This window comes from Haladaptatus paucihalophilus DX253 (assembly GCF_000376445.1).
GTDB lineage: Archaea > Halobacteriota > Halobacteria > Halobacteriales > Haladaptataceae > Haladaptatus > Haladaptatus paucihalophilus.
The window spans coordinates 636,739-658,831 of sequence record NZ_AQXI01000001.1 but is presented as its reverse complement, the minus strand read 5'-3'; the positions used below and the strand labels follow the sequence as shown (position 1 = coordinate 658,831).

The following is a 22,093-nucleotide window of genomic DNA, read 5'->3' as shown; positions in this document are numbered from 1 at the left end:
CGTGGCAAGGGGTATCGTCCAACGTGCCCGCACAACATACATTACGGTGTCCTGTCTCGTCACGAACGATGGCGTTTCCAAATCTTCCCGGAAAGCAGGCGGCCGACCCGCTGGTCACACCCGCCCAACACTCCGAGTACCGACACGCGGAAAGCGAAACGGGACGGACGAGACTGCCGGAGGCGGTCGTCCTCTGTTACAGTCGCGGATTGATGGACTACCTCACCGAAACCCACGACGGCCAGCACGTGGGGAACTACTACGGCGACCTCTATTCCTTTGCGGACGCCGACTACGCCGTCGGCGTTCTCGGCAACTTCGGGATAGGAGCGCCCACCACAGCGATGTTGATGGACGAACTCGTCGCGGACGGCGTGGAGACGTTCCTCTCCATCGGGTTCGCCGGGTGCCTGGACGACACCATCGAGATGGGCGATTTCATCGTCTGTGACAAGGCCATCCGCGACGAAGGGACGTCCCATCACTACGCCGAGTCCGAGAAGTTCGCTCACGCGAGCGAATCGCTCACCGACGAGACCATCGGACTGCTCCGCGAGCGCGACGAACGGTTCCACGTCGGGTCGTCGTGGACCATCGACGCGATGTACCGAGAGACGAAACGGGAGGTCGAGCGGTACGCCGACGAAGGCATCCTCACCGTCGAGATGGAGGCGTCCGCGGTGTTCACCGTCGCCGCCCATCGCGGCGTGGACGCCGCGTCGATGTTCGTCGTCAGCGACTATCTCGGCCCCGCCGACTGGGAGCCGAAGTTCCATCTGACGGGGGAAGACATGCAACACCTCGGGGACACCGCGAAGGCAGTTCTCGAAAACGGCGTGGCGTGAGCACCGACGACGCCCGCGGAATGCGCGTGGTCCGAGACTCCGGGTCGAGAGGGAAACGTTTCATATAACCCCCACGTGTACGGACGGATACTCGGACGACACATGCAAGAACTCGGCGAGCATTACCGACCGGCGGGCGAACCGCCCGAATCGAACGTTCATCGCGTCGTGGGGCGGACGGACGGAGTGACGCTGTTGCGAGTCACCGACGCCGACGGGAGGCGGGTCAACTCCGGCGAGATACGTCGCTGCTCGTCCGCGACGCTCGATGAGGAGTTCGAACCGGCGAGAAATCCGGACGCCGGGTTCAATCCCGTTTCCGCCGTGGGGGACGTGCTCACGTGGCTGTACTGGAGCGTTCGGAAGTTCCTGTAGGCCGCGTCTCGACGGATGGACCGTCCACACGTGCTCACGGAAACAGCGATAGGAGGGCGCCAGCGAGCGAGAGTACCGCGCCGAGGACGACGAGCGGCGTGAAACCGTCCGGTTCGAAGTCGTTCAAGCCACCGTCAGCACGTCGTAGAGGCTCCCGAGGATGAGACCGACCCCGCTGATGGCGAACAGCCACAGGCTGATGCTGGAGTCTCCTGCCGCGAGGCCGGGAATGGAAAGCGTGGCGAACGAGAGCCCGATGATACCCAACGACACGTAGTGGAGGAGGGCGCGGTTCATGATTCTAATTCGTCACGAACGGGAATAAACATTCCGCGGAAGGCACGCTCGGGCGAGCATCGTATCCAGTGCGAACGTTTATTCCCGGGTTTCCCATGGAAGGCGTATGGTCGGTCTGCAGCGTGGCACCGTCGAGCTGGAACCCCACAGGGACGAGTGGCGACGGGAGTACGAGACGGAGGTCGAACGGATACGGGAGGTCACCGGCGACGACGGACTCGCTTTCGAGCACGTCGGAAGCACCGCTATCCCGAACATCGTCGCAAAGCCCATCATCGACGTGCTCGCCGTCGTCGAGGATGCGTCTCACGCCGCGCGACTCGTCTCCGTGCTGGAGGGGCACGGCTACGAGTATCGACCGAACGACGGCGTTCCAGACCGCGCGTTCCTCGCCAAGGGACCGCGGGCGAACCGGACGCACTATCTCTCGCTGACCGAAGCGGGAAGCGACTGCTATCGGGAATCCGTTCTGTTCCGGGATTTCTTGCGCGAGCACCCGTCCGCCGCCGCGGAGTACGACCGCCTGAAGCGGGAGTTGGCGGACGAGCACGGGGACGACAGACCGACGTACACGCGGAAAAAGGAACCGTTCATCCGGCGCGTGCTCGAACGCGCGAGTGACGAACGCAACCCGTGAGTTCGTCACTCGCCCGGTCGCCGAGTCCGCAACCGTCTCCCGCGGTGGCCTCCGCGAGCACCAGTGATGACTATCTTCGGTCCGATGTTCCGAAAATACGCGCCATTTATGGTCGCACCGAAACCGTCGTGCTGGAGCGAATCCACGCCTGGTGATTCTCCGGGTCGTAGAACATCGCCACGGTTCCGTATTCGTCCTCGTATTCGCTGTATTCTATCTCGTTAGGTGCTCGGTCAGTCATTCTCTGTTATCGGTTGGTTCGATGGCTGTTCCACGCGTCTCGGCAGTCGGTCGTACAGAACGGATACAGACGGAACGTTCCCGTCGCGTCGGTGTCGGCGAGAATCGGATGCCACGATTCGATGTCGATGTCGTCGCCGCAGACGACGCAGGCGCACTCGTCGAACGGCGCTTCGGTTTTACCCACGCACTGTTCGCCCATCGTTACTCCGGTGTGGCTTCGACGGTGCCGTTGCTGTGTACGCGTACCTCGAATCCGTCTATCGTGAACTCGACGCGGCCGCCTCTCGTCCGCTGATGAAAGAGCGAGTCGAGCGCATCCGGGTCGATGACGTCGTACAAACACGTCTCGAACTCGGTCGCATCGTCGTACCCCGCCGCGTCCATCACGGCGGACAGGACGTCGAGGCTTACCCGGTCGCCCCCTTGGTCGCGTCGTCGTTTCATATCCGTTCTCATACCCACCGGTAGGGAATACTATGTAAAGGCACTTCCAGCTAGATTGAATGTGATAATTCGAGGAGGGGGCTATCAATCTAGATGGCGCTCCAAGCTCACGATTCGAGCAGCCTCCGGAGCAGTTTCCGCTCCGCGGCGCGCAAGTGATGTTGGAACGTGGGTTGGGAGATATCGAGCGACCCTCCGACTTCCTCGCCGGTACTCTTCCGGGGCGAATCGAAGAAGCCGCTGTAGTAGGCCGTCTCCAGGACCTCCAGTTGACGGTCGGTCAGGAGTTCCGCGAGTACCGTATCGAGGTCGCCGGACGCGACCGGTCGTTCGCGGTGCCGACGGCTTCGCAGTTCCAACGCCGGGAATCGCGTCTGGAGCACTTCGACGAACGTCCGAACGTCCGCATTCATCGGGAGTCTGACGACCACCGTCCCCGGGAGCGGTCCGACCGTGAACGTCTCGGGAACCGCTCCGTGGTCGAGGAGCGTCCCGACGAAACTCGAACCGGTCAACGTCGCGGCGAACAGCGTCGAATCTTCTCGACTGCTCACCCGTTCGATGTCGATGACTTCCAGCGACCGGGACGCCAGGGCGCGGACGTCCTCCGATGAAGTGTCGTTGACGGTGAAAAACGCCGTCACCGTGCCGTCGTGTTTCGAGACGACACCCATGAACTCGACGTGACAATCCAGCGTTTTGGCGATGTCCACGAACACCACCGTCGAGTCCTCGATGTCGAATTCGAGTTCGACCACCTCGCCACCGGCGAGCGCCTTCTTGCTCTCGACGGCGTTGATGGCGTACGCGATGGTCTGGCTCACGTCTTCGAGCACGGCCCGCTCCAGTTCGTCGAACGTCCGCGGCTGGTCGGAGTAGACCGACAGTACCCCGTAAACGGCGTCGCCGTAGCGAAGCGGGAGGGAACACGACGAGCGATAGCCGCGTTTCAGCGCCTCGCTCTGCCACTGCTCCGAGAGCGGTCCGCGAAGGACGTCCTGCACCACTTGCGCCCGTCCGGTTTTCAGCGCGGTTCCGGCCGGGTCGGTCGTCTCGTCGGTGGTCGTGATGGCTATCGCGTCGAGATAGCCCCGTTCGATTCCCGCCGATTCGTGCGGGACGACCCGTCCCGTCGCCGGGTCGTCCACGCCGATCCACGCGAAGCGGTACGGTCCGCCGCTCGTCAGGCGGCTACAGACGGCGGACTCTATCTCCTCGCGGGTTCGCGCCTCCACGAGCGCCCGGTCGATGCGTCGGATACCCTCGTTCAGTTCGTTGAGCCGTTCGAGCGCCGCGTTCTGCCGACGGAGCGTCGCGTCCTGTTCCTGCAGTCGGCGCTGGCGGACCGCTCGTCCGAGCGCCGATTCGACGGCGGCGGCACAGAGTTCCGCGATGTCGAGGGTCGCGTTCCCGGAGATTTCGGTGATGAACACGCCGTGCGTCCCGAGCGGGAGGGAGACGATTTCGTCGTCGAATGCGGCCTCGTTCTCGATGAACGACTGCCACGCGATGCCGTCGCCGTCCAGCAGTTCGTCCGGCAACGTCTCCGCACCCGTCGTCTCCGCGTTCGTTCGGAGCGCGCCGGTCGATTCGTCGTACAGCGCGATGCGCGTCCTCGGCAGGGATAGCAATCGTTCCGCCGCTTCGACCGTGACGGCACACACCTCGTCCGAGGTTTCCGTCTCCAGCAGTTCCCGCGTGATGTCCGATAACGCGGCGAGCGCTTCCTCGTGACGTTCGCGTCGGGTCACGTCAACCGAGACGCCGATGACGCGATCGACGTCGCCCGCCGAATCGAACACGGGTTGATACACGACGTCGTAGATAATCCCCCCGAATTCGCTGGTCGTCTGAATCGGCTCCCCCGACAGGGCGCGACGGCAGTTTTCGAGGATATCAGGGTGGTCTTTGTACCGGTCGTCGATGGACTCGCCGACCAGTTCCCCGTCTTCCAACCCGGTCGATTCCAATCCGCTCCCCTCCACGAGTTGGAACGTCCCGTCGGCGTCGATGACGAAGAATATCACCGGGACGTTGCGAACGATCATCTCGTACCGCTCGACTTCGGACTTCGATTCGTGTCGCTCGGTGACGTTCATGTGTGCCACGACGACGTACCGATTGCCGTCGTCCGTCACGTCCGCTGCGCGCATCACGAACCAGCGCCGCTCGTCCGGCGAGTGACACGGGTATTCGAGGCTAAAATCGGTCCGATCCCCCGACAAAATGGCGCGGATGCCCGTCGCCGCTTCGTCCGCCGTCAGCTCGTCCGCACCGTCACAAACGTCGAGATAATTGACCCCTATCGTCGGCTCGGCCAGACCGTTTTCTCGGCCGAACCGCTCCCACGCGTCGTTCGTTGCGACGATGACCCCGTTCTCGTCGAGCACCGCGACGTTGACGGGAACGACATCGAGCGCAAGCTGTTCGATATCGGTACGACTCACGATTCTTACCCCCCAGTCATCAGGCCCGGTTGGACTCCAGCGGGTAAAACGGTGGCGCTAGACCCGGTACTCCGTCACCAGTTCGTCCAGCGATTCGTGGTGGCGCGTCGTGTGCGGGGCGGTCAACGGCGAGACGCTCACCTTCCCGTTGAACACCGCGTGACGGTCCGTCCCCTCGGCGTCCGGCAGCGTCTCGTCGCCCATCTGTTCCCACGTCCGGTCGTGCAGCGTGATGACGCCGCCCTCGTTGGTCGTGTCCATGTCGTAGACGTGCGAGGGCGGGTGACCTCCATCGGAGTCGCCCCGTCGCTCGACATCGGCGCGTTGACGTTCAGGTACTCGGCCTGTTCGAACACGCCCGCGTCGAGCGCGTGTTCGGTGAGATAGGTCGTCGCCTTCGCCGCCACGTCGTACTCCTCGACGGTCGTGTCGTAGGGCCAGAGGTGGTTCGGCACGTGCAGCGAGACGGCGATGGCGGGAACGTCGAAGAAGGCGGCCTCGACCGCGGCGCTGACGGTTCCAGAGCGTCCGAGAACGTACGCGCCGAGGTTCGCCCCGTTGTTACACCCGGAGACGACGATATCGGGATAGGGACCGAGTTCGGTCAGTCCGGCGACGACGCAATCGGTGGGAGTGCCCGTGATGGCGTAGCCGAGTTCGTGCTCCTCGACCTCGACCTCGTAGGACATCGCGCGACCGACCGCGCTCTGATCGGTCGCGGGTGCGACGGTGGTCACGTTGCCGATTTCCTGGAGGCTCTCGTACAGCGCGCGGATACCGGGACTGTCGATGCCGTCGTCGTTCGTCAGAAGAATTTCCAGCGAATCGCCCATGCAGGGGAGTTGGAACGGGAACGCAAAAGTACTCCGCTCGGTGCGTGCCAGCACTCCCAACGCGAGTCCGACCCGGCCGTGAAAACGACGAGTTGGACAGTTCCAGGGGAATGGAAGAGAGGTGAACGAACGAGATGGTAGACGACCGAAAAGCGCCGCAGCGAGCGGTCTCGAGCGTATTTCGAGACGGAGCGAGAGGGGCCAAGTGTGTCCAATCGTTGTTATAATACAGTATTGATAATTAACGAATCACATGGATTTATGCTGTGAGGCTCACACTATCCGAACGGACATGGCGGAGGGAAATGTCACAGACGCTCACACACTCGAACTCAACTACGAATACGCGCAGCGTAACGTAGACATCCTGTCCATCTGGTTCGAGTGTGAGCCAAAGAAGACGGTCGAACTGCTCGCGGAAAACGGGATTCCGCTGTCGCCGAACGATGAGGGGAAGTTCGGTTCGTACTACAACTTCGTCCGGGAGTGCGTCGAGGCGAACTAGCGGCGGTCCACGACCGTCCGTTCGTCCACGACGAGGTTGTACGCTTTTTCGTCCTCGTTCCAGAGCACGAGCACGTCCTCGAACGAGAGGAGCGCACCGTAGGCCGCCTCGCGGAGCGCGCGATTGAGCGACGTTTCCTTCGTCAGGACCGCGAAGTTCCCCACCGCCTCGCTGCCGTCGCTCACCTTGAACACGGGGTTTTCTCCATCCTCCGACAGCGAGTGGCTGAGTTTCACCGCGACGAGGTTCACGCGTTCAGTGACGTGGCGTTCCATCTCCGCCATCTTCGCGGATTCGGCCCTGCTCGCGGTGAACTCACGCCGACGGGTTCCGTCGGTTCGGAGGACGACGTGTGAGAACTGCACGTCCACGTTGACGAACTCGCCGTCGCCCTCGATATCGTCCAGCGTCACCGTCTCCGATGGTTCGGCCACATCGGTTCCTCGCCCGCTCGCATCCATCCCTCGCCCGTTCGCGTCGAGTCCGTCACCGGAACTGACATCGTGTTCACCGGCACTGGCATCGTACTCGCTTGCATCGAGTCCGTATTCGCTCGCGTCGATGCCCTGCTCGCTCGTTTCCTTGGCACCGTCGTCCGACTCGAACTCGTAGTTGCTGGCGTCGATTCCACGATGTTCGACGTGTTCGGAGGCGTCCTCGGAGCGACCATCAGCGCCGCTCTCGGAATCGTCGCCATCACCCTCACCGTCACCGCTCTCGCCCGCGTCCAGTCGGCGTTGGAACGGCGGGACCGACAACTCGGGTTTCACGTCGAACGACCAGCAGTCGTCGCTCGGTTCCTCGCCGGGCCAGAGGCGGAGCGTCGGCGAGAACACCGTCGTCCGGTCGGCGACGCTTCGTTCGACCTCCCGGAGGCCGATGCTGGCGTTCTTGTCCGCCGGGGCGATGGCGACCATCGACCCGTCGGGCGCGAGGTAGTCGAGGTACTTCCGAACGACCGCTTCCGGGTCGGACAACTCGCTCAGCACGTTGGCGAACACGATGAGGTCGTACTCCGCCTCGCCGTCTTCGGGTTCGAACGCCTCCGCGGTGTCGCGGTGCACGGTCGGGTAGAAGTTCTCGCCAGTCTCCTCCAGCATCGCGGCGAGAACGTCCGCGGCGTCGCTCGGTTCGACGGCGTGATACTCCACGAACGTCTCCGACGGGAGGAAGTCGTGGAGGCCGAGCGCGGGGCCGCCGACCCCTGCGCCAACGTCCAGCACGCGAAGTTTTCCGGGAAGCAGGCCCCGCCCCGCGAGTTCCGAGAGGACGTACTGGACCACGGCGTAGTAGTCCGGCAGGTGGTAGATGGCGTAGCCGAGCGCGACGCGGTAATCGTACTCGACCGGGTTCTGCGCGAAGTAGTCCTCCTTGAGCCGTCGAATCGTTCGCCGGAGTTCGTCGCCCGACGCGCCGTCCGGCCACCCCGCGCCGAACTCCGCGACGAGCAGGTCCTCCAGTTTTCGACCGTACGTTTCGGGGAACGACTCGACGCCGCGGAATTCGGGGCGAACGGGGTCGTCGGATGCGGGTTCGAAGGTGCCGTCGTCGCGCTCCACGAAGCCGAGCGCTCCTGCCTCCTCGCGGAGCACCTGCCGGACGACCGCGGGATGCGGTTCACCTTCGATGTATTCGGAAATCTCCTCGGGGTCCACGGGCCGCACGTCCTGCAGGTACTTCGCGTTCGACAGCACCTGCTCGCGCTGCTCTGCGTTCATTCGTCCACCTCGCTCTCCGCCGCCTCGCGGTACAACCGCTCGAACTCTGCCGGGTCGGCGTCGGCCAGTCGCTTCGCCGCCTCCGCCACGTCCGTCGCGCCGTCGAAGGTGGCCTGAATGTCGGCGTAGACGCGCGGTTCCCCGTCGGTTACGTGGTCCGCGAGGTCGGCCAACTCCTCGTAGACGGGAGTTCGAAGGCCCTCGGGGACCGGGTTCGCCGCCAGCGCGAAGGCGAGCACCGCCGCGTGCGTCCCGGCCTGCACCGTCGTCATCGCGTCGTCGTGCTCCGCCGCCGTCGTCTCGACCAGCGTGTTCCCGCGGGCTTCGATCGCGTCGAACAGTTCGCTCGTGACCGGTCCCGATTCGTCCGCGACGACGGCCACGTTCCCCGGCGCGGTGTTCGCCCCGAACAACGGATGCAGGCTCACCCGTTCGACGTTCGGCGCGTGTTCGGCCATCGCTTCGACCGGTTCGGCCATCACGCCGCTCACGTCGAGCATCGCCCGGTCGGCCTTCGGCGCGTGTTCAGCGATGGCCGCCGAAATGGCCGGAATCGGCACGGCGAGACAGACCACATCGAATGATTCGTCGGCGTCCAGCGCGACCGCTCGTCCACCGACCGCTCGGGCGGCCTCCGCCGCAACCCCCTGTTCCGCGTCGGCAAACGCGATGTCGCCCGGTATCGCCTCGGCGAACCAGCGACCCATCGCGCCCGCCCCGACGACGAGTACGTTCATTGCCTTCGCGTTGGTGTGGTCCGCCCAAAAGCGGTTCGTTTGCGGGAATTCCTCGGTCGGTACAGTGCTCGTCCTTCCGCGGGTTTATCGCTCATCGAACGACGGCATCACTGGGTGTAGTTCTCAAACCTTAAGAGACAGCGCCGACAACCGCCGGGTATGATTCCACTCGAAGCCGTTCCCGCGAATGAAGCAGGTATCGTCGTTCTCGTCGTCGGACTCGCGTTCACCGTGGCGTGGCTCGCCTACTTCTACAGATAATCGAGGCGGTTCACCGCTAGGCGTTCGTCTCGTCCGGCGCTTCGACTCGCTCGCGCAACCACTCGGCGGCGTTTTGGACGGTGTTCTCGTCCGTCCCCTCGATTTTGACGCGCACGTAGTCGCCCGGATAGCTCCCGACTTTCACGTCGAACCGCTCCCGGAGCGTCTCGAATCGGTCGAGCAGCGCGCTCTCGGGTTCGCCCGCGGGAACCGTCTCGGTGTAGTACGGCTCGCCGTCGAACTCGTCGGCGATTCGCTCGAACATCGAATGCATCTCGCTCGGCACGCCCGGCAGGACGTAGATGTCCTCTATCTCCGCGCCGGGGGCGACGCCGACGTCGTTCGGCAGCATCCGCGACCCTTTCGGCAGGTGGGTCGTCCCCGACGTCAGGTCGGCGTGCGAGTAATCCGAGTGCGCTTCTATCCACTCGACGGCTTCCGTGTGCTCCTCGACGGGAACGCCGACGGCCGCCGCGATGCCCTCCATCGTCAGGTCGTCGTGCGTCGGGCCGAGGCCGCCGGTGACGAGCACGGCGTCGTACTCCGCGCGGGCTTCGTTCACGACGCGGGCGATGTCGCCCACGCGGTCCGGAACGACGAACACCCGCTCCACGGCCACGCCGCGCTCGGTCAGTCGCTCGCCCAACCACGCGGCGTTCGTGTTGACGGTATCCCCGGAGAGAATCTCATCTCCGACTGTTACCAGCGCAACGTTCATACCGAACCGTTGACCGCGATGAAGAAAAGTGCTCTCACATTCCGGGCGGCGGCCCGTCGCCCACATCATCGTCCGAGATGTCCATGTTCAGGCCCATCTCCTCCCGCTGGCGTTCGAGTTGTCGAATCTGATAGCGGTAGTAGGCCAACCCGACCAAGCCGATGAGCAGCGCCAGCGCGACGATTCCGGCGAATATCCACTTGTCGCGCCCGAGGTAGTAGCGGACCGAGATGCTGTCGGATTTCACCGGAGTCGACCAGATGATGTGTTCACGACCGTTCTCCATCGTCGTCTCGTAGCCGCCGGGACGCACGTCGCTCAACAGGAAGGTATCGACCCGCATCCCGCGCGGGATGGTCACCTCGTACGTCTTCTCCTTCAAGTAGGTCGGGACGTAGAACGTCTTGCCCTGTCTCGACGCCGTGTACGCGAGTTGTCCCTGTCCCTGTGGCGGTTTGATGATGGTCGAGGATTTCGTCTTCTTCACCTCGATGTGGTCGGCGTCGACGACGGTGCGGTTAGGGTAGCGGAACTGCACGGCGGAAATCTCGACGGGTGCCTCCTCGCCGAAGGATTCCTCCTGGTGGATTTCGAGGGTCCCCTTCTTGTCGAGTTCGTAGACCGCCTGATATTGGTTGCTCGTGACGTTGTACGTCACGTCCTGTGGGGTGTCCCAGTCGTACGTCGCGTTCCGCGAGAGTTTCTGCTGGCTGATTTCGCCCGGCCCGAACACGGAAGTACAGCCGGCACTGGCCACGAGGAGGAAGAGCAGACCAATCCCGAGGGCGAGCCGTTTTCTCATGGAATTACACAACGGATTTCGGCCGGGATGTAGCCGCCGATGCTGGCGAGTAGTCCCGGTGGGTCGGTGTTTTCGGTACAGACGATGCTCTGTTCTAACACGCCGAGTCGCTCGACGGTCACGATGTCCTGTGCGTGTCCGGCGCGGTTGACCGTCGCCCGGACCTCGCCCCGCGTCGCGCTGTTGACGTTCACGCGGCCGTTCCCGCGCGACCAGTCGAACAGGCGGTCACGCTCGTCGTCCGAGAGGCGCGACGAGCCGTCGTCCGCGTAGACGAACTCCATCGGCATGTGCTGGACGAGTCCGAAGCGTTCGACGACCTGTTCCGGTCTGCCGGGACCGAGGCCGAGTTCGGCCGCCGGAATCCGAACCTCCTGTCCGGCGTCGAGGACGACCCCGTCGTCGTCCCACGATTCAAGCGTGCCGACGTAGGTGTCGCCGTCGCGGAGGTTCGGCGTGACTTCGCCCCACTCCTCGGCGAGGACGTTCCGGGCGACCACTTCGTCCTCTCCTTCGACGGTGACGGAGACGAAATCGTCGTGCCGGACGCCGATGTCGAACTCGACGTCGAGGTCGCCGAGCGCGTTTTCGACGAGGGACTGGAGACCGTCGAGTGCGCGTCGTTTCGCGTCGCCGCTGACGTACACTTTGGTTGCGAGAACGACCATTATGCACCGAGCGTTTCGACGTTGAGTTCGTCTTCGAGGTCGTCGATTCGGTCCTCCATGGACTCGACGAGCATCGAGTTCTCCATGGATTCGAGGGGCGAACCACATTCGGGACATTCGAAGCCGAAGTCCATCGCCTCACCGAACTCGAACCGGAGCGAGCAGATTTCACAGAGATAGAACTCGTGGTTCCGTTCGTACTCTTCACGCTGCTGGAGCGCGTCCAGGAGGCGGTACATCTCTTCCTCCAAGTTCTCCGGTATCTTGTCGTACTCGAACGTCCAGAGGTAGGTGAGCCACCCCGAATCCTCGTCGCGGAGGCGTCGATAGCTCGCCAAGTCGTTCTCGTAGAGGATGAACAGCGCCCGTCGAACGTCGTTGAGTTCGAGGTCGAGTTCCTCCGCGAGTTCCTCGTCGGTCACTTCACCGTCCGGCGGCGCGGCGGCGACCGGCATTCCTTTCGGCCCGACCAATTCGTGAAGATATTTCTGAATCACCGGGTCGCTTAGCAGGTCCTCGAAAGCCATTGATATGTTATATCGGGTCGTTCATCTGTTTAAAACCATCGGGAGCGCGTCGGTGGTATCGTTTCGGGAAGCGACTGGCTCCCCGGAGTGATGTCGGTCGCGTGTCGAATCATCGACGGGACGAGACCATCGAATCGGCCGCCGTTTCCGCCGTCTTCTCGTTTGGTATTCGTTCAAAACCACAAGAAATTTAACCTATCAGTGTTCTGGGTGTGACGATGCAAGTCGGGATAGACCCTCAACAACTCGGACTCCAACTGGGAAGCGGTGCCGTCATCGGCGGCATCATCGGGTTCGCCGCGAAGAAAGTCGCGAAACTCATCGCGGTGATCGTCGGCCTCGAACTCGCCCTGTTCAAGTTCCTCGAATCGCGCGGGATACTAACGGTAGACTGGGAGAAACTCTCGGCCGGACTGTTGAAGACCGGTCAGGTCGCCGAAAACGGGACGCCCCCGTCGTGGCTGACGACGCTGCTCTCGACGCTCTCCGTGAGCGCCGGATTCATCGGCGGATTCATGATCGGCTTCCGAAAGGGATAGTTCACCACTCCTGACTGTCCCCCCGGCGGTATCGTTCCCTGAGGCGGTACCCGCTCACGTCACCCGACTCGGAAAGTGAAATCGCGTACTGTCCGAGGATGTCTTGGGTGTCCGGTATCGCGCTCCGTTCTACCATTTCGACGACGACCTCCCAGCCGTCGCCGTCGTCCGTTATTTCGATGATTCCGTCGAGCGGGTGCCCGACCAAATCGTCGGCGACGTCCTCGACCGTCTCGCGGACGTCCATCACGTCGAACTCACCGTTGCCTGTCGCTTTTTCGTCGTCGGAATCCTCGCTCACGTTTTTGTCTCCCTCCCGGTCGTCTCTCGTCTCGCCGTCGTTTCCAGAGACGTCCTCGTCGGCGTCGTCTATCGTCTCGTCGTCCGGGCCGTGCTGGTGGCAAAATCCGTCGTCCTGTGCCGGGTGTGCGCACCGCTCGCCGTCCTCGGTGAGCGCCCGGCACTGGTCTGCTTTGGACATGGTGTTTTACGCCGTTCTTATGACGTACTGGCCTCGGGGGACGCGACCTCGACCTGTTCGAAGTCGATTTCGTCCTCCGAGGATGCTCGTTCTAACTTCGCCATCTCCTTTGCGTAGTGGAGGAAGGTATCGACCGATGCGACCACGACGCGCGCCTCGACGGTGAGCACCTCGATGCCGACCACGGAGATGCGAGCCCACACGTCGATGACGACTCCTTTGTCGAGGATGCGGTCCAGAACGTCCGCGAGACTCGACGAGTTTGGTTCTGCTTGTACCATAGTTGTTCAGGGGAACCGAATCCCTCCCTTGGGTAGTGTAGGTGAACGATATTTCACCGTTCGGGCCGACCCTGCAAGTTACTTTTAACGGGAGCGGAGAGACGCCGCTCGAAAAGGACGAGCGAACGACCGTCACATCGGCCATCGTCGCGGAGACACGGGGTCCGCTATCCGCTTCCAATGTATCGTCAGAAATCCCTCTTTCCCCCTCCGAAAAAACCACAGTTGGTAGCAGTGCCCCACTACCGAGTGTCAAATCAACGATACGGTTCGGGAGTCCGGCAGTTTGCCGGAACCCATCCTTTAGCAGGCCCAGCTGATTCCAGCAGGAACGCAGTCGTCCCAAAGGTTAAATCCAAGCATTGTTCTCACCTCCGGATAAAATCATCTTCGTATCTATATTAAAGTTTATTATATATTTCAAAATTGTAGAGACGAATATAGGAGTAGAGGGGGACAGAACGTCCGTTATCCACGAAATTCCCTCCGAAGACGACCGTGCCGGTTGATGGGTATTCCGTCGGTCCAAAATCGGCACCGTTCTTGCAGGCAAACGAACTATGGTACTCGGCCACGACTCGATTCCGGGGAACGATGACCGACTCAACGAGCGACTCCGAGACGGACGAGTTCGACGACGTGGTAGACCGGTTGTCCGCGGCGGTCGAGAAGACGGAGGATGACGACTCGTCGGGCCAAACCGGGACGGCCAAAACGGTCGATGTGGACGAGATAATCGATTCCGACGGCGACATCGACCTCTACGATGCGAGGGATATCGGACGGGCCATCGCCGGGGACCTCATCGGGTCGCCGCTCGACGGAATCGTCGAAGTCGGGGAACAGGACGACGACGGCTGGCGGGTCGTCGCCGAGGTTGTCGAGCGGACCGCGGTGCCGGATACGCAGGATATCCTCGGACGATACGTCATCAGCCTCGAATCGGACGGGACCGTCCACGGCTACGGTCGTGCGGGGCGGTACCGCCGCGGAAGCGTCGAAACGCAGAGCGAGATATTCGCCACGGAAGAACGCTGAATGGGGGACGACATGACCGAAGACGAAACAGGAACGGTACGAAAGCTGGTCGAACAGAACGTGGGTGAGGAGCTAACTGTCGAAGAGTTGGTGGACGAACTCACCGAAATGGAAGCCGAAAACGGGGGAACCGTCGGTCGTGACCTCGGACGACTCGTCGGCTGCGGCCTCGGGATGGTGGTCGGACGAAAGGTCGGGGAGTCGCTCGGAAATCGCCTGGAAGCCCGTTTCGAGGGGAACGGCGAAGCCGAATCGGAGGGTGAAGAGACGGACGGGGAAGAAGAGGCACGCGAACGACTGGTCCGAGAGCGCGTGCAGGACGCCTTCGAAGTGAGCAAGGAGGAGGCGACGGAGATAATCGCCACCGCGAGCGGCATCGGCGGGAGCGAAAGCGAGGACGACGAACGGACGGCGAGCGAAGACGAAGACCGGGAGTCCGAGAGCGAAGACGAACGGTCCAGCGATGAAAACGGGGCATCGACGGACCAAGAGAAAACGGAAGAAAAACAGGCGTCGGAGGAGGAATCCGAAAATCGGCAGGGAAAGAGCGATGCCGAGGACGCCGACGAGGAGACCGATTTCGAGGACGGAATCGAACTCGACCAACTCTCGAACGAGGACCTCGAAGCGCTGGCCAACGACCTGATGGACGAACTCGACCAGCGAAAAGCCGCCCAGTGACGACCGCGGCCCCGTTTCGAATAGCGGTCGGGCCGCAAGCAACCCGCCGAAACGGGGCAAAAGCGGCGCATGCTTGCATTTTCCGCCACACGACTTATTAACGCACGTCACGTCGGTTGCCAGTCGTAGGAGCACCGTCTCCATGAAACGATGAGTTCGAACCGATACGTCTACGGGGTCGTCGAGAAGAACGATTTCGAGTTCGACACTGAAACCGTCGGTGACGCCGACCGGGTGTACACGGTAACGTACCGGTCGCTCTCCGCCGTCGTCTCGGACATCGACACGACCGACCCCGAGCGAACCGACGAGGATAGCAAGACGCACGACGAGGTACTTCGGGACGTCCTCGAACGTGACGACGTGGACGCCGTGGTGCCGATGCAGTTCGGCATGGCGTTCAAAGACAACCGAAGCCTGAAGAGCGTCCTCAGGGGTGCACGCCGCGCGTTCAGGAAGGCGCTCAACGAGGTCGATGGACACGTCGAACTCGGCGTCAAACTCGTGGCCGGGGAGGACGACGAGTTGCCGCGCGACGAAATTCGGGAGGACGTGGGCGAGCGACTCGCGGCCGTCGCCGAGAGCGAGACGGAGGACGACCTGTTCAGCGACCGCCTCGTCCTCAACCGGTCGTACCTCGTGGCGACCGAGGACCGCGAGACGTTCGCGGCTGAAGTGGGGGAGATACGCGACGAGTACGGGGAATTGACCGTCCAGTTTACGGGACCGTGGGCACCGTACAACTTCGTGGACATCCACGTCGGAGCCCAGCGATGATCATCGTCGACGACCTGCTGTTCAAACCGCTGGTGTCGATGGTGGACGTGCTTCACTCGCTGGCGGTGGACGAGATGTACGACGTTGCGGGCATTCAGGACGAACTCAAGGAGACGCACCTGCTGTACGAACTCGGTGAGTTGTCGGACGAGGAGTACGAAGAGCGGAAAGCGACCCTCGAAACACGACTCGACGTCGCGGAGACGGCCCACGAACGACTGCGAAGCGGGAAAGTCGAGGTGAAACGATAATGGGACTCATCGAACGGCTGGTCAGACTGGCCAACGAACTCTCGGACGACGACACGACACGCGCACACACTGGCGGCCGCGACACGCCACGGGGGAAAATCAACTACGGAATCTCCGTCGGATCAATCGAATCGGGCGCTCCGCGCAAGCAACGGAGCCAGTCCCGACAGCGGCAACAGAAATACCTGACGAACACCCGGGAGGAGGACGGCGAACTCGTCGTCACAATCGACCTCCCCGGCGTTTCGAAGGACGACCTCGGGGTCACGTTCGACGCCGAGACGGGTACCGTGGAGGTCCGCGAGGGCGAACGACCGATAAAACGACTCGCCCTCGACTGGGAAGCCGCGCGAGTCACGAACGCATCGTACAACAACTACATCCTCGAACTGCGCATCGGTCGGGGGGTGCCCGATGGATAGCGACCGAATCGACGCGTTCACCGAGGACGTGCGGTCGGGACTCGACGGGCTGACGGCGGCGTTCGAGGCGGCCGACTCGTTCGAGGACGTCTCGCGCGAAGCGCAAAAACTCTGGGACGTGCTGGACGAGGGCGAGGACGTACTCGACGAACTCGACCTCACCGACGTTCCCGAGGTCGTCGAACTGTCCGAACTCCCGGACGTCATCGAGTTGGAGGACACCCCGGACGCCGTTGACGAGGGCGACCCGGGGGAACTCATCGACGTTCGAAGCCTGATACGCGCCGTCGAGTTCCGCGAACTGTGGTCGTCCACCGACGTCCGAAGCCTGTGGAACGAGAGCGACGAGTTCACCGACGCGCTCGAAAACGTCGGGGTCGGCGATTCGGACGGGGACGACGACGGAGACGGCATGATGGACGGCGACCTCAAAAACGAGGTGCAGTCCGAACTGTACGAATCGAAACTACGGAACCAGTTGCAAGAGAGCGTGGACGAGTTCCGCGAGCAACTCATGGACACCCGAAACGACCTGCAGGAGGTCAAAGAGGAGAACGAGTCGATGGGCGGGGCGGGACAGCCGTCGTCCGAGAACCCGTCCGCGTACTCCACGATGGCGGGGTCTCGGTCGGACATGGGCGGCGTCGCGCGCTACTCGACGGTACCGAAGAGCGGGTGGCACTCGTCCGGCGGCGGGTCGAAACGAATCTACGGCGACCGATTCGAGGGGGAAGACGATGAGTGAAACCGGTCCCACCCGAAGCCAGTCCGACCTCGCGGAGATGTTGGAACTCCTCCTCGACAAGGGTGTCGTCATCAACGCCGATATCGTGGTGACGGTGGGCGAGACGGAACTGCTCGGCGTGAAACTCCGGGCCGCCATCGCGTCGTTCGAGACGGCCGCACAGTACGGCCTCGAATTCCCGGAGGGCACCGACATGCAGCGCGTCGAGGAGGCCGCGAACGTCGAGGAACTGCCAGAGTCGGAAACCGTGACCGTCGGCGTCGACCCCGACGACGAGTACGAGGAGTCGGAAGCAGACGCCGAGTCGAACGAGAGAAGCGAAGAGGAGGCGGAAGCGGACGAGAGAAGCGAAGAGCAGACGGAATCGAAGATGGGAGAAGACACCGACGAAGAGACCCAGACGGCGGAGGCGGAGCATGACGGCGATTGAAGTGGACGGCGACGACGCCGGAAAGGGACTGGTCGCGCTCGTCATCACCGTCGTCGAATTGCTCGTCGAAGCCATGGAGCGCGAGGCGGTCCGGCGGATGGAACAGGACGACCTCTCGCCGGAAGAAATCGAACGACTCGGGGCGCAGTTGGCGGCCATCGAGGACGAACTGGAGCGATTGAAAGAATCAGAAGGCATCGAAGAAGGGGTCGACAACCTCCGCGGCGATTTGGACGACCTGATTTCGGACGCGCTGGTCGATATGGCGAACCGCGAACCGGGTCTGGAGGGATTCGGTGGCTGAACCGACCTTCGAGGAGGGGCGGTACCTCTACTGCGTCGTGGAGAGCGCCGACGAAGGGACCGTTGACGACATCGAGTTTTCGGAAGCCGGAATCGAGGGCGACCCCGTTTCCGTCGTCGAACACGGCGATTTGGGGGCGGTCGTCCAGCCCTGTGATTCGCCGTTCGACTCGGACGACCTCGGGACGGTTCGGGAGTGGCTGCTGACCCACCAATCGGTCGTGGACGCCGCCGGAGAGGCGTTCGGCACCCCGCTCCCGTTCCGCTTCGACACGATTCTCAAGGGCGACGACGACGCTGTGTCGGCGTGGCTCGCGGACCAATCCGAGACGCTCGCGTCCCATCTGGACGAGTTGGCGGGCCATTGGGAGTACCGCGTCGGCGTCGCGTGGGACGACGACCGAGTTCGAGACGAACTCGAATCGAACGACGCGGAGTTGGCCGACTTGCGCGAGCGAATCGACGACGCGACCGAGGGAACGGCGTTCCTGCTCGAAAAGCAGTACGACAACCGCCTCCGCGACCTCCGACAGGCGCGGAAGGACGACCTGACGAACCGACTTCGGGACGACCTCGACCCGCTCGTCTCGGCGTTCGAGACGATGGATTCGACGGGGGACGTGCTCGGGTCGGAGACGAACGAGGAAGTCGTGCAGGTCGCCTTCTTGGCTCACGAGGAGAACGAGGACGAAATCGGGCGCGTGCTGGACGACGTGGCGTCGGAACCGGGCGTCGAAATCAGGTTCACGGGGCCGTGGCCGCCCTACTCGTTCGCACCGGAGTTGGACGCATGAAGCCGACGAAGGACGACCACGCCGTCGTGGACCTGCTCGACGTGATACTCAGAGACGGCGTTATTTTGCAAGCGGACGTCATCATCACGGTCGCCGACATTCCGCTCGTCGGCCTGAGTCTCCGGGCCGCCCTCGCGGGCATGTCCACGATGACCGACTACGGCTACTTCGAGGAGTGGGACGCCGCCCAGCGACAACTCGCTCGCGCGCCGAACGAGCATCCGTTGCTCCCCGACGACGGCTGATTCTAATAAGCCCCCTGCGTGGGCAACCACGATTGGTACCAGCGGAAGCGACGAGTGTACGAACGCGATGGTAACAGAGATAACCGACGACGACGAGGGGAAGAAAGTCGTGGACGAATCGGGCGATGAAGTCGGTATCGTCGCCGACGTACAGCACGGCACCGCCCACGTCGACCCGAACCCGGGTGTCACCGACAAGGTGAAATCGAAACTCGGGTGGGGCGACCGGGACGAGGACACCTACCCGCTGCAGGAGGAAATGGTGTCGTCCGTCACCGACGACGAGATTCGAGTGAACGCGTAGTTCGCTCCTCGACGAGGTTACTTTTCTTCCGGCGGATTCGACCCGATGGAGAGCGACGAGGACGGCGTGATTCGCCGCCCGTGCACCAAGTCGCCGAACACGATGTCGGCGAACTGCACGACGAACACCAACACTAGCGGCCCGAGGAAGATGCCGTACCAGCCGAAGAGGACGCCGCCGAGGATGTACGCGAACATCACCAGTCCCGTGTGGGTCGTCCGACCCGAGATGTAGGGCCGGACGACCGTCTGTGGCAGGAGGTCCAACAGCAGCAACGAGACGACGAAGAAGACCGCCGGAAACCAGAGGAGACGGGTGTTCACCCGAAGCGCCTGCCAGACGAAGTAGAGCGTGAGCGGGACGTACACCAGCTTTCCGACGACGATGGGGACGAACGTCGCCAGCCCCGTCAACAGGGCGAACACGGTGGGAATGGGAAACGACACCGCACCGGGAGCGATGGCGGCGAACCCGTTGTAGAGGACCGTCGCCGCCACGCCGACGAGCAGGACGGTGAGGACGTTCCCGAAGTACACGATGGCGAGGTCCTCGTCCACCGCCGTGAGATAGGCGACGACGGCGCTGTCCTCGCCCATCTCGCCGCGGAACCACGCCGCCAGTCGGTCGTCGTCGCGGAGCGCGAAGAAGGCGAACGAGATGGAGAGAAACAGCGTGAGCAGGCTTCGAGAGATGATGCCGACCGATTTCGCCGCGGTCGTGAAATCGCTCCAAGCGGTTCCGAGGTCGGACCCGACGAGTCGTTGCGGATGTGAGAGCACCCCCGGAACGTCGGTCGAACCGGGAATCAGCCGCGAGTAGTAGGTTTCGATGCCCGTCCCGGTGAACGCGCTGAGTTCCCGGACGCCGACGGCGACCGTGTAGCCGACGAGGAACAGCGCCGGGAGGGAGAGCAGAAACAGCGTGGCCGCCGCCGCGAGCGTTTCGGATTCGAGTCGCGTCGTTACCCGTCGGTAGACCGGGCGCGACCCGTAGTAGACGAACAACCCGAGGACGAGCGTGCCGACGAAGGCGTAGGCGACGAACGCGAGCGCCAGCGCCAACGCGATTGCGAGCAGCCACCAACCCAGCCGCGACCGCCGTTCTGGAACCTCCATCGTCCCGAATACACGACGACTCCGCAAAAGACTGTGTTCGCCGAGTCGCCCGCGCTATCGAAAAACGAAACCGGTCGTGGCGGAGCGAGTTACCGCGTCTGAAGGTCGTCTTCGTCCTTGACGATGCGCGTTTCCGCCTCACCGCTCGTGTGTTCGTTCACGAGGTCGTAGAACTCGTTTTGCATCCCGGCGGGGAACGTCATCACGCCGACCCACGACCCGTCGTTCTGCCACTCCTCGCGCTCCAAATCCCCGAACTGGCGGATTCGGGCCTGTGCGCTCCCGGCGTAGTTCGCGGGCACCTGCACCGCGATGGTCACCTCGTCGAACCGAATCGGGATGACCGGACGGAGCGCGTCGAGCGCGTCGTCCACCTGCTGGTCGACGGGTTCCATCGGGTCCACCGAGAAGCCGGCCTGCTCCAGCGCGTTCTCGATGCGCTCCGGCGGGTGGGGCGCGTTGTCCATCTGCGGGTTGACCGCGTTGCGCGTGATGCGGTTGACCAGTTGTTTGTGCTTCTGTTCCTGCATCTCCCTGCGCTGCTCGGCCGTGATCTGAATCTCACCGCGTTCGACCACTTCGGGGATGATTTCGAGCGGGTCCGTCGTCTCGAAGACGGTCTCCAAATCCTCCTCGGCCGGTCGGTCCCCTCGGCTCGCGTTCTCGAACACGTCCTCGGCGGCGATGACGTCCTCGATGTCGCCGTCGAAGTCGCCGCGTTTCATGGCGAGCGCCGCATCCGGGTCTACGAGCACTTCGAAGCGAGCACCGTGCGATTCCAGACGCGCCGTCACCGCCTCGTCGAGTGATATCATACCCGAAGGTAAACGCGCCCACCTAAAAGATGTTTCCCGAGAAAAACGTCGAAATTACTCTTCCGGCTCGTCTTCGTCCTCGGATTCGAGGAGGTCGAGTTCGTCGAGGTAGCTCTCGACTTCCTCGTCGTCGAGCATTCGGAAGCGTTCGCTTTCGACATCGACGGTGGCGAGGCCGACGCCATCCGCCGAGAGTTGGTCGTCGTTGACCGTTCCGAGGCCGCTCAGGGCGAGGTCGATACCGCCGTCGAGGTCCATGCCCTCGCTGTAGTTCGATTCGAGGTAGTCCTGAATCTCGCCGCGGTCCGCGCCGACCGCGAGCGCTTTCCATTCGTACGGCGTCCCGGACGGGTCGGTCTCGTAGAGGCGCGGTTCGCCGTTCTCGATGCCGCCGATGATGAGCGCGACGCCGAACGGTCGCGCACCGCCGACCTGCGTGTACTGCTGGATGTGGTCGGTGACTTCTTTCGTCAGCGTCTCGACGCCGATGGGTTCGCCGTAGCGCAGTCGGTTGATCTGGGACTGGCGACGCGCGAAGTCGATGAGCTGGCGGGCGTCGGCGACGTGGCCCGCGCTGGCGATACCGATGTGGTCGTCCGCCTTGTGGAGCTTTTCGACGCTGGTCTGCTCCATGAGCGGCGACCGCGTGTGTTTGTCCACCGCGAGGACGACGCCGCCCTCGGTTCGGACACCGATGCTGGCGCTCCCTCGTTTGACGGCCTCCCGTGCATATTCGACTTGGTAGAGACGGCCGTCCGGGGAGAAGATCGTAATCCCGCGGTCGTACGCCTGCTGTTGGGCTTGTCCCTGCATAG

The 22,093-nt window shown here is 63.0% G+C and carries 32 protein-coding genes and 1 pseudogene; 16 read left to right on the top strand and 17 right to left on the bottom strand.

The features are described from left to right. Nucleotides 1-68 precede the first annotated feature (68 nt). Both B208_RS0103740 and B208_RS0103735 read left to right on the top strand, forming a co-directional pair. Nucleotides 69-845 carry a nucleoside phosphorylase gene (locus B208_RS0103740; RefSeq protein ID WP_007982629.1) on the top strand — a complete coding sequence of 259 codons (777 nt, stop codon included), beginning with the start codon at nucleotides 69-71 and terminating at the stop codon, nucleotides 843-845. Nucleotides 846-947: 102 nt separating this feature from the next. Next, on the top strand, nucleotides 948-1,220 hold the full coding sequence (locus tag B208_RS0103735; RefSeq protein ID WP_232423714.1) for a hypothetical protein: 273 nt from the start codon (nucleotides 948-950) through the stop codon (nucleotides 1,218-1,220). A gap of 123 nt (nucleotides 1,221-1,343) precedes the next feature. Here B208_RS0103735 and B208_RS24155 read toward each other — a convergent pair whose 3' ends face one another. Beyond that, nucleotides 1,344-1,517: a hypothetical protein gene (locus tag B208_RS24155; RefSeq protein WP_007982635.1), complete on the bottom strand. Its 174-nt coding sequence runs from the start codon at nucleotides 1,515-1,517 to the stop codon at nucleotides 1,344-1,346. A gap of 106 nt (nucleotides 1,518-1,623) precedes the next feature. On the opposite strand from B208_RS24155, the gene B208_RS0103720 reads away from it, so the two are divergent. Next, nucleotides 1,624-2,154: a GrpB family protein gene (locus B208_RS0103720; protein WP_007982637.1), complete on the top strand. Its 531-nt coding sequence runs from the start codon at nucleotides 1,624-1,626 to the stop codon at nucleotides 2,152-2,154. A 106-nt stretch (nucleotides 2,155-2,260) separates the two neighbouring features. On the opposite strand, the gene B208_RS24885 is transcribed toward B208_RS0103720, so the two are convergent. From B208_RS24885 to surE, 5 genes and pseudogenes are all read right to left on the bottom strand, one after another. Next, entirely contained in the window at nucleotides 2,261-2,395 is a 135-nt protein-coding gene (locus tag B208_RS24885) for a DUF7331 family protein (RefSeq protein WP_007982639.1), read from the bottom strand. Nucleotides 2,396-2,401: 6 nt separating this feature from the next. After that, nucleotides 2,402-2,596 (bottom strand): DUF7576 family protein, encoded by a 195-nt coding sequence (locus tag B208_RS0103710; protein ID WP_007982641.1) that lies wholly within the window; start codon nucleotides 2,594-2,596, stop codon nucleotides 2,402-2,404. 2 nt (nucleotides 2,597-2,598) lie between these two features. After that, nucleotides 2,599-2,841 carry a HalOD1 output domain-containing protein gene (locus B208_RS0103705; RefSeq protein WP_007982644.1) on the bottom strand — a complete coding sequence of 81 codons (243 nt, stop codon included), beginning with the start codon at nucleotides 2,839-2,841 and terminating at the stop codon, nucleotides 2,599-2,601. Nucleotides 2,842-2,948: 107 nt separating this feature from the next. Continuing rightward, on the bottom strand, nucleotides 2,949-5,288 hold the full coding sequence (locus B208_RS0103700) for a bacterio-opsin activator domain-containing protein (protein ID WP_007982645.1): 2,340 nt from the start codon (nucleotides 5,286-5,288) through the stop codon (nucleotides 2,949-2,951). 57 nt (nucleotides 5,289-5,345) lie between these two features. After that, nucleotides 5,346-6,121, bottom strand: a pseudogene (gene surE / locus B208_RS0103695) (5'/3'-nucleotidase SurE). 292 nt (nucleotides 6,122-6,413) lie between these two features. On the opposite strand from surE, the gene B208_RS0103690 reads away from it, so the two are divergent. After that, nucleotides 6,414-6,626 (top strand): hypothetical protein, encoded by a 213-nt coding sequence (locus B208_RS0103690; protein WP_007982650.1) that lies wholly within the window; start codon nucleotides 6,414-6,416, stop codon nucleotides 6,624-6,626. On the opposite strand, the gene B208_RS0103685 is transcribed toward B208_RS0103690, so the two are convergent. From B208_RS0103685 to tfe, 6 genes are all read right to left on the bottom strand, one after another. Then, entirely contained in the window at nucleotides 6,623-8,344 is a 1,722-nt protein-coding gene (locus B208_RS0103685) for a small ribosomal subunit Rsm22 family protein (RefSeq protein WP_007982652.1), read from the bottom strand. The genes B208_RS0103690 and B208_RS0103685 overlap by 4 nt on opposite strands. Continuing rightward, entirely contained in the window at nucleotides 8,341-9,081 is a 741-nt protein-coding gene (locus tag B208_RS0103680) for a prephenate dehydrogenase/arogenate dehydrogenase family protein (RefSeq protein WP_007982654.1), read from the bottom strand. The genes B208_RS0103685 and B208_RS0103680 overlap by 4 nt, the downstream gene beginning before the upstream one ends. A 277-nt stretch (nucleotides 9,082-9,358) precedes the next feature. Further along, the gene (locus B208_RS0103670) at nucleotides 9,359-10,060 is read right to left on the bottom strand and encodes a competence/damage-inducible protein A (protein ID WP_007982658.1); all 702 of its coding nucleotides are present in this window, start codon (nucleotides 10,058-10,060) and stop codon (nucleotides 9,359-9,361) included. A gap of 34 nt (nucleotides 10,061-10,094) precedes the next feature. Beyond that, complete coding sequence (locus B208_RS0103665) at nucleotides 10,095-10,862, bottom strand: DUF5803 family protein (protein ID WP_007982660.1); 768 nt, start codon at nucleotides 10,860-10,862, stop codon at nucleotides 10,095-10,097. Continuing rightward, nucleotides 10,859-11,530, bottom strand: a complete 672-nt coding sequence (locus B208_RS0103660) for a DUF2110 family protein (RefSeq protein WP_007982662.1) — start codon at nucleotides 11,528-11,530, stop codon at nucleotides 10,859-10,861. The genes B208_RS0103665 and B208_RS0103660 overlap by 4 nt, the downstream gene beginning before the upstream one ends. Further along, nucleotides 11,530-12,057, bottom strand: a complete 528-nt coding sequence (tfe, locus tag B208_RS0103655) for a transcription factor E (protein WP_007982664.1) — start codon at nucleotides 12,055-12,057, stop codon at nucleotides 11,530-11,532. The genes B208_RS0103660 and tfe overlap by 1 nt, the downstream gene beginning before the upstream one ends. Nucleotides 12,058-12,275: 218 nt before the next feature. Between tfe and B208_RS0103650 the strand changes: the two genes are divergently transcribed. After that, nucleotides 12,276-12,596, top strand: coding sequence for an FUN14 domain-containing protein (locus B208_RS0103650; RefSeq protein ID WP_007982665.1), 321 nt, complete (start codon nucleotides 12,276-12,278; stop codon nucleotides 12,594-12,596). A 1-nt stretch (nucleotide 12,597) separates the two neighbouring features. Here the strand turns inward: B208_RS0103650 and gvpO (B208_RS0103645) are convergent, their stop codons facing one another. Both gvpO (B208_RS0103645) and gvpA read right to left on the bottom strand, forming a co-directional pair. Next, nucleotides 12,598-13,077 (bottom strand): gas vesicle protein GvpO, halophile-type, encoded by a 480-nt coding sequence (gene gvpO, locus B208_RS0103645; RefSeq protein ID WP_007982667.1) that lies wholly within the window; start codon nucleotides 13,075-13,077, stop codon nucleotides 12,598-12,600. Between the two features lie 17 nt (nucleotides 13,078-13,094). After that, nucleotides 13,095-13,358 (bottom strand): gas vesicle protein GvpA, encoded by a 264-nt coding sequence (gvpA, locus tag B208_RS0103640; RefSeq protein WP_007982669.1) that lies wholly within the window; start codon nucleotides 13,356-13,358, stop codon nucleotides 13,095-13,097. A gap of 594 nt (nucleotides 13,359-13,952) precedes the next feature. Here gvpA and gvpO (B208_RS0103635) point away from each other — a divergent pair. From gvpO (B208_RS0103635) to B208_RS0103585, 11 genes are all read left to right on the top strand, one after another. Beyond that, a complete protein-coding gene (gvpO, locus tag B208_RS0103635) occupies nucleotides 13,953-14,396 on the top strand; it encodes a gas vesicle protein GvpO (RefSeq protein WP_007982671.1) in 444 nt (147 codons plus the stop codon). Further along, complete coding sequence (locus B208_RS0103630; protein WP_007982673.1) at nucleotides 14,397-15,077, top strand: hypothetical protein; 681 nt, start codon at nucleotides 14,397-14,399, stop codon at nucleotides 15,075-15,077. Nucleotides 15,078-15,227: 150 nt separating this feature from the next. Continuing rightward, nucleotides 15,228-15,854 (top strand): GvpL/GvpF family gas vesicle protein, encoded by a 627-nt coding sequence (locus tag B208_RS0103625; protein WP_007982675.1) that lies wholly within the window; start codon nucleotides 15,228-15,230, stop codon nucleotides 15,852-15,854. Further along, nucleotides 15,851-16,105, top strand: coding sequence for a gas vesicle protein GvpG (gene gvpG, locus B208_RS0103620; RefSeq protein WP_007982676.1), 255 nt, complete (start codon nucleotides 15,851-15,853; stop codon nucleotides 16,103-16,105). Before B208_RS0103625 ends, gvpG begins: the two co-directional genes overlap by 4 nt. Then, entirely contained in the window at nucleotides 16,105-16,527 is a 423-nt protein-coding gene (gvpH, locus tag B208_RS0103615; protein ID WP_007982678.1) for a gas vesicle protein GvpH, read from the top strand. Before gvpG ends, gvpH begins: the two co-directional genes overlap by 1 nt. Then, complete coding sequence (locus tag B208_RS0103610; RefSeq protein ID WP_007982679.1) at nucleotides 16,520-17,272, top strand: hypothetical protein; 753 nt, start codon at nucleotides 16,520-16,522, stop codon at nucleotides 17,270-17,272. Before gvpH ends, B208_RS0103610 begins: the two co-directional genes overlap by 8 nt. Then, nucleotides 17,265-17,702, top strand: a complete 438-nt coding sequence (gvpJ, locus tag B208_RS0103605) for a gas vesicle protein GvpJ (protein ID WP_007982680.1) — start codon at nucleotides 17,265-17,267, stop codon at nucleotides 17,700-17,702. The genes B208_RS0103610 and gvpJ overlap by 8 nt, the downstream gene beginning before the upstream one ends. Further along, nucleotides 17,689-18,006, top strand: a complete 318-nt coding sequence (locus B208_RS0103600; RefSeq protein ID WP_007982681.1) for a gas vesicle protein K — start codon at nucleotides 17,689-17,691, stop codon at nucleotides 18,004-18,006. The genes gvpJ and B208_RS0103600 overlap by 14 nt, the downstream gene beginning before the upstream one ends. Further along, nucleotides 17,999-18,799 carry a gas vesicle protein GvpL gene (gvpL, locus tag B208_RS0103595; protein WP_007982682.1) on the top strand — a complete coding sequence of 267 codons (801 nt, stop codon included), beginning with the start codon at nucleotides 17,999-18,001 and terminating at the stop codon, nucleotides 18,797-18,799. Before B208_RS0103600 ends, gvpL begins: the two co-directional genes overlap by 8 nt. Then, nucleotides 18,796-19,044 (top strand): gas vesicle protein GvpM, encoded by a 249-nt coding sequence (gene gvpM, locus B208_RS0103590; RefSeq protein WP_007982684.1) that lies wholly within the window; start codon nucleotides 18,796-18,798, stop codon nucleotides 19,042-19,044. Before gvpL ends, gvpM begins: the two co-directional genes overlap by 4 nt. A 67-nt stretch (nucleotides 19,045-19,111) precedes the next feature. Next, the gene (locus tag B208_RS0103585) at nucleotides 19,112-19,348 is read left to right on the top strand and encodes a hypothetical protein (protein WP_007982686.1); all 237 of its coding nucleotides are present in this window, start codon (nucleotides 19,112-19,114) and stop codon (nucleotides 19,346-19,348) included. A 17-nt stretch (nucleotides 19,349-19,365) separates the two neighbouring features. On the opposite strand, the gene B208_RS0103580 is transcribed toward B208_RS0103585, so the two are convergent. The 3 genes from B208_RS0103580 to psmA form a co-directional block, all read right to left on the bottom strand. Continuing rightward, nucleotides 19,366-20,463: an AI-2E family transporter gene (locus tag B208_RS0103580; protein ID WP_007982689.1), complete on the bottom strand. Its 1,098-nt coding sequence runs from the start codon at nucleotides 20,461-20,463 to the stop codon at nucleotides 19,366-19,368. A gap of 89 nt (nucleotides 20,464-20,552) precedes the next feature. Beyond that, nucleotides 20,553-21,278, bottom strand: coding sequence for a ribosome assembly factor SBDS (locus B208_RS0103575; RefSeq protein ID WP_007982691.1), 726 nt, complete (start codon nucleotides 21,276-21,278; stop codon nucleotides 20,553-20,555). A 54-nt stretch (nucleotides 21,279-21,332) separates the two neighbouring features. Further along, entirely contained in the window at nucleotides 21,333-22,091 is a 759-nt protein-coding gene (psmA, locus tag B208_RS0103570) for an archaeal proteasome endopeptidase complex subunit alpha (protein ID WP_007982693.1), read from the bottom strand. Nucleotides 22,092-22,093 lie beyond the last annotated feature (2 nt).

Bases quoted from the DNA above. Each gene is read 5' to 3' on its own strand.
- B208_RS0103710 (WP_007982641.1), bottom strand. From the start codon at position 2,596: ATGGGCGAACAGTGCGTGGGTAAAACCGAAGCGCCGTTCGACGAGTGC.
- B208_RS0103600 (WP_007982681.1), top strand. From the start codon at position 17,689: ATGACGGCGATTGAAGTGGACGGCGACGACGCCGGAAAGGGACTGGTC.
- B208_RS0103740 (WP_007982629.1), top strand. From the start codon at position 69: ATGGCGTTTCCAAATCTTCCCGGAAAGCAGGCGGCCGACCCGCTGGTC.
- B208_RS0103670 (WP_007982658.1), bottom strand. From the start codon at position 10,060: ATGAACGTTGCGCTGGTAACAGTCGGAGATGAGATTCTCTCCGGGGAT.
- psmA (WP_007982693.1), bottom strand. From the start codon at position 22,091: ATGCAGGGACAAGCCCAACAGCAGGCGTACGACCGCGGGATTACGATC.
- tfe (WP_007982664.1), bottom strand. From the start codon at position 12,057: ATGGCTTTCGAGGACCTGCTAAGCGACCCGGTGATTCAGAAATATCTT.
- B208_RS0103660 (WP_007982662.1), bottom strand. From the start codon at position 11,530: ATGGTCGTTCTCGCAACCAAAGTGTACGTCAGCGGCGACGCGAAACGA.
- B208_RS0103665 (WP_007982660.1), bottom strand. From the start codon at position 10,862: ATGAGAAAACGGCTCGCCCTCGGGATTGGTCTGCTCTTCCTCCTCGTG.
- B208_RS0103680 (WP_007982654.1), bottom strand. From the start codon at position 9,081: ATGAACGTACTCGTCGTCGGGGCGGGCGCGATGGGTCGCTGGTTCGCC.
- gvpM (WP_007982684.1), top strand. From the start codon at position 18,796: ATGAAGCCGACGAAGGACGACCACGCCGTCGTGGACCTGCTCGACGTG.
- B208_RS0103610 (WP_007982679.1), top strand. From the start codon at position 16,520: ATGGATAGCGACCGAATCGACGCGTTCACCGAGGACGTGCGGTCGGGA.
- B208_RS0103630 (WP_007982673.1), top strand. From the start codon at position 14,397: ATGGGGGACGACATGACCGAAGACGAAACAGGAACGGTACGAAAGCTG.
- gvpO (WP_007982667.1), bottom strand. From the start codon at position 13,077: ATGTCCAAAGCAGACCAGTGCCGGGCGCTCACCGAGGACGGCGAGCGG.
- B208_RS0103690 (WP_007982650.1), top strand. From the start codon at position 6,414: ATGGCGGAGGGAAATGTCACAGACGCTCACACACTCGAACTCAACTAC.
- B208_RS0103685 (WP_007982652.1), bottom strand. From the start codon at position 8,344: ATGAACGCAGAGCAGCGCGAGCAGGTGCTGTCGAACGCGAAGTACCTG.
- B208_RS0103575 (WP_007982691.1), bottom strand. From the start codon at position 21,278: ATGATATCACTCGACGAGGCGGTGACGGCGCGTCTGGAATCGCACGGT.
- gvpJ (WP_007982680.1), top strand. From the start codon at position 17,265: ATGAGTGAAACCGGTCCCACCCGAAGCCAGTCCGACCTCGCGGAGATG.
- B208_RS0103705 (WP_007982644.1), bottom strand. From the start codon at position 2,841: ATGAAACGACGACGCGACCAAGGGGGCGACCGGGTAAGCCTCGACGTC.
- B208_RS0103735 (WP_232423714.1), top strand. From the start codon at position 948: ATGCAAGAACTCGGCGAGCATTACCGACCGGCGGGCGAACCGCCCGAA.
- gvpG (WP_007982676.1), top strand. From the start codon at position 15,851: ATGATCATCGTCGACGACCTGCTGTTCAAACCGCTGGTGTCGATGGTG.
- B208_RS0103580 (WP_007982689.1), bottom strand. From the start codon at position 20,463: ATGGAGGTTCCAGAACGGCGGTCGCGGCTGGGTTGGTGGCTGCTCGCA.
- B208_RS0103720 (WP_007982637.1), top strand. From the start codon at position 1,624: ATGGTCGGTCTGCAGCGTGGCACCGTCGAGCTGGAACCCCACAGGGAC.
- B208_RS24155 (WP_007982635.1), bottom strand. From the start codon at position 1,517: ATGAACCGCGCCCTCCTCCACTACGTGTCGTTGGGTATCATCGGGCTC.
- B208_RS24885 (WP_007982639.1), bottom strand. From the start codon at position 2,395: ATGACTGACCGAGCACCTAACGAGATAGAATACAGCGAATACGAGGAC.
- B208_RS0103625 (WP_007982675.1), top strand. From the start codon at position 15,228: ATGAGTTCGAACCGATACGTCTACGGGGTCGTCGAGAAGAACGATTTC.
- gvpO (WP_007982671.1), top strand. From the start codon at position 13,953: ATGACCGACTCAACGAGCGACTCCGAGACGGACGAGTTCGACGACGTG.
- B208_RS0103585 (WP_007982686.1), top strand. From the start codon at position 19,112: ATGGTAACAGAGATAACCGACGACGACGAGGGGAAGAAAGTCGTGGAC.
- gvpH (WP_007982678.1), top strand. From the start codon at position 16,105: ATGGGACTCATCGAACGGCTGGTCAGACTGGCCAACGAACTCTCGGAC.
- gvpA (WP_007982669.1), bottom strand. From the start codon at position 13,358: ATGGTACAAGCAGAACCAAACTCGTCGAGTCTCGCGGACGTTCTGGAC.
- B208_RS0103650 (WP_007982665.1), top strand. From the start codon at position 12,276: ATGCAAGTCGGGATAGACCCTCAACAACTCGGACTCCAACTGGGAAGC.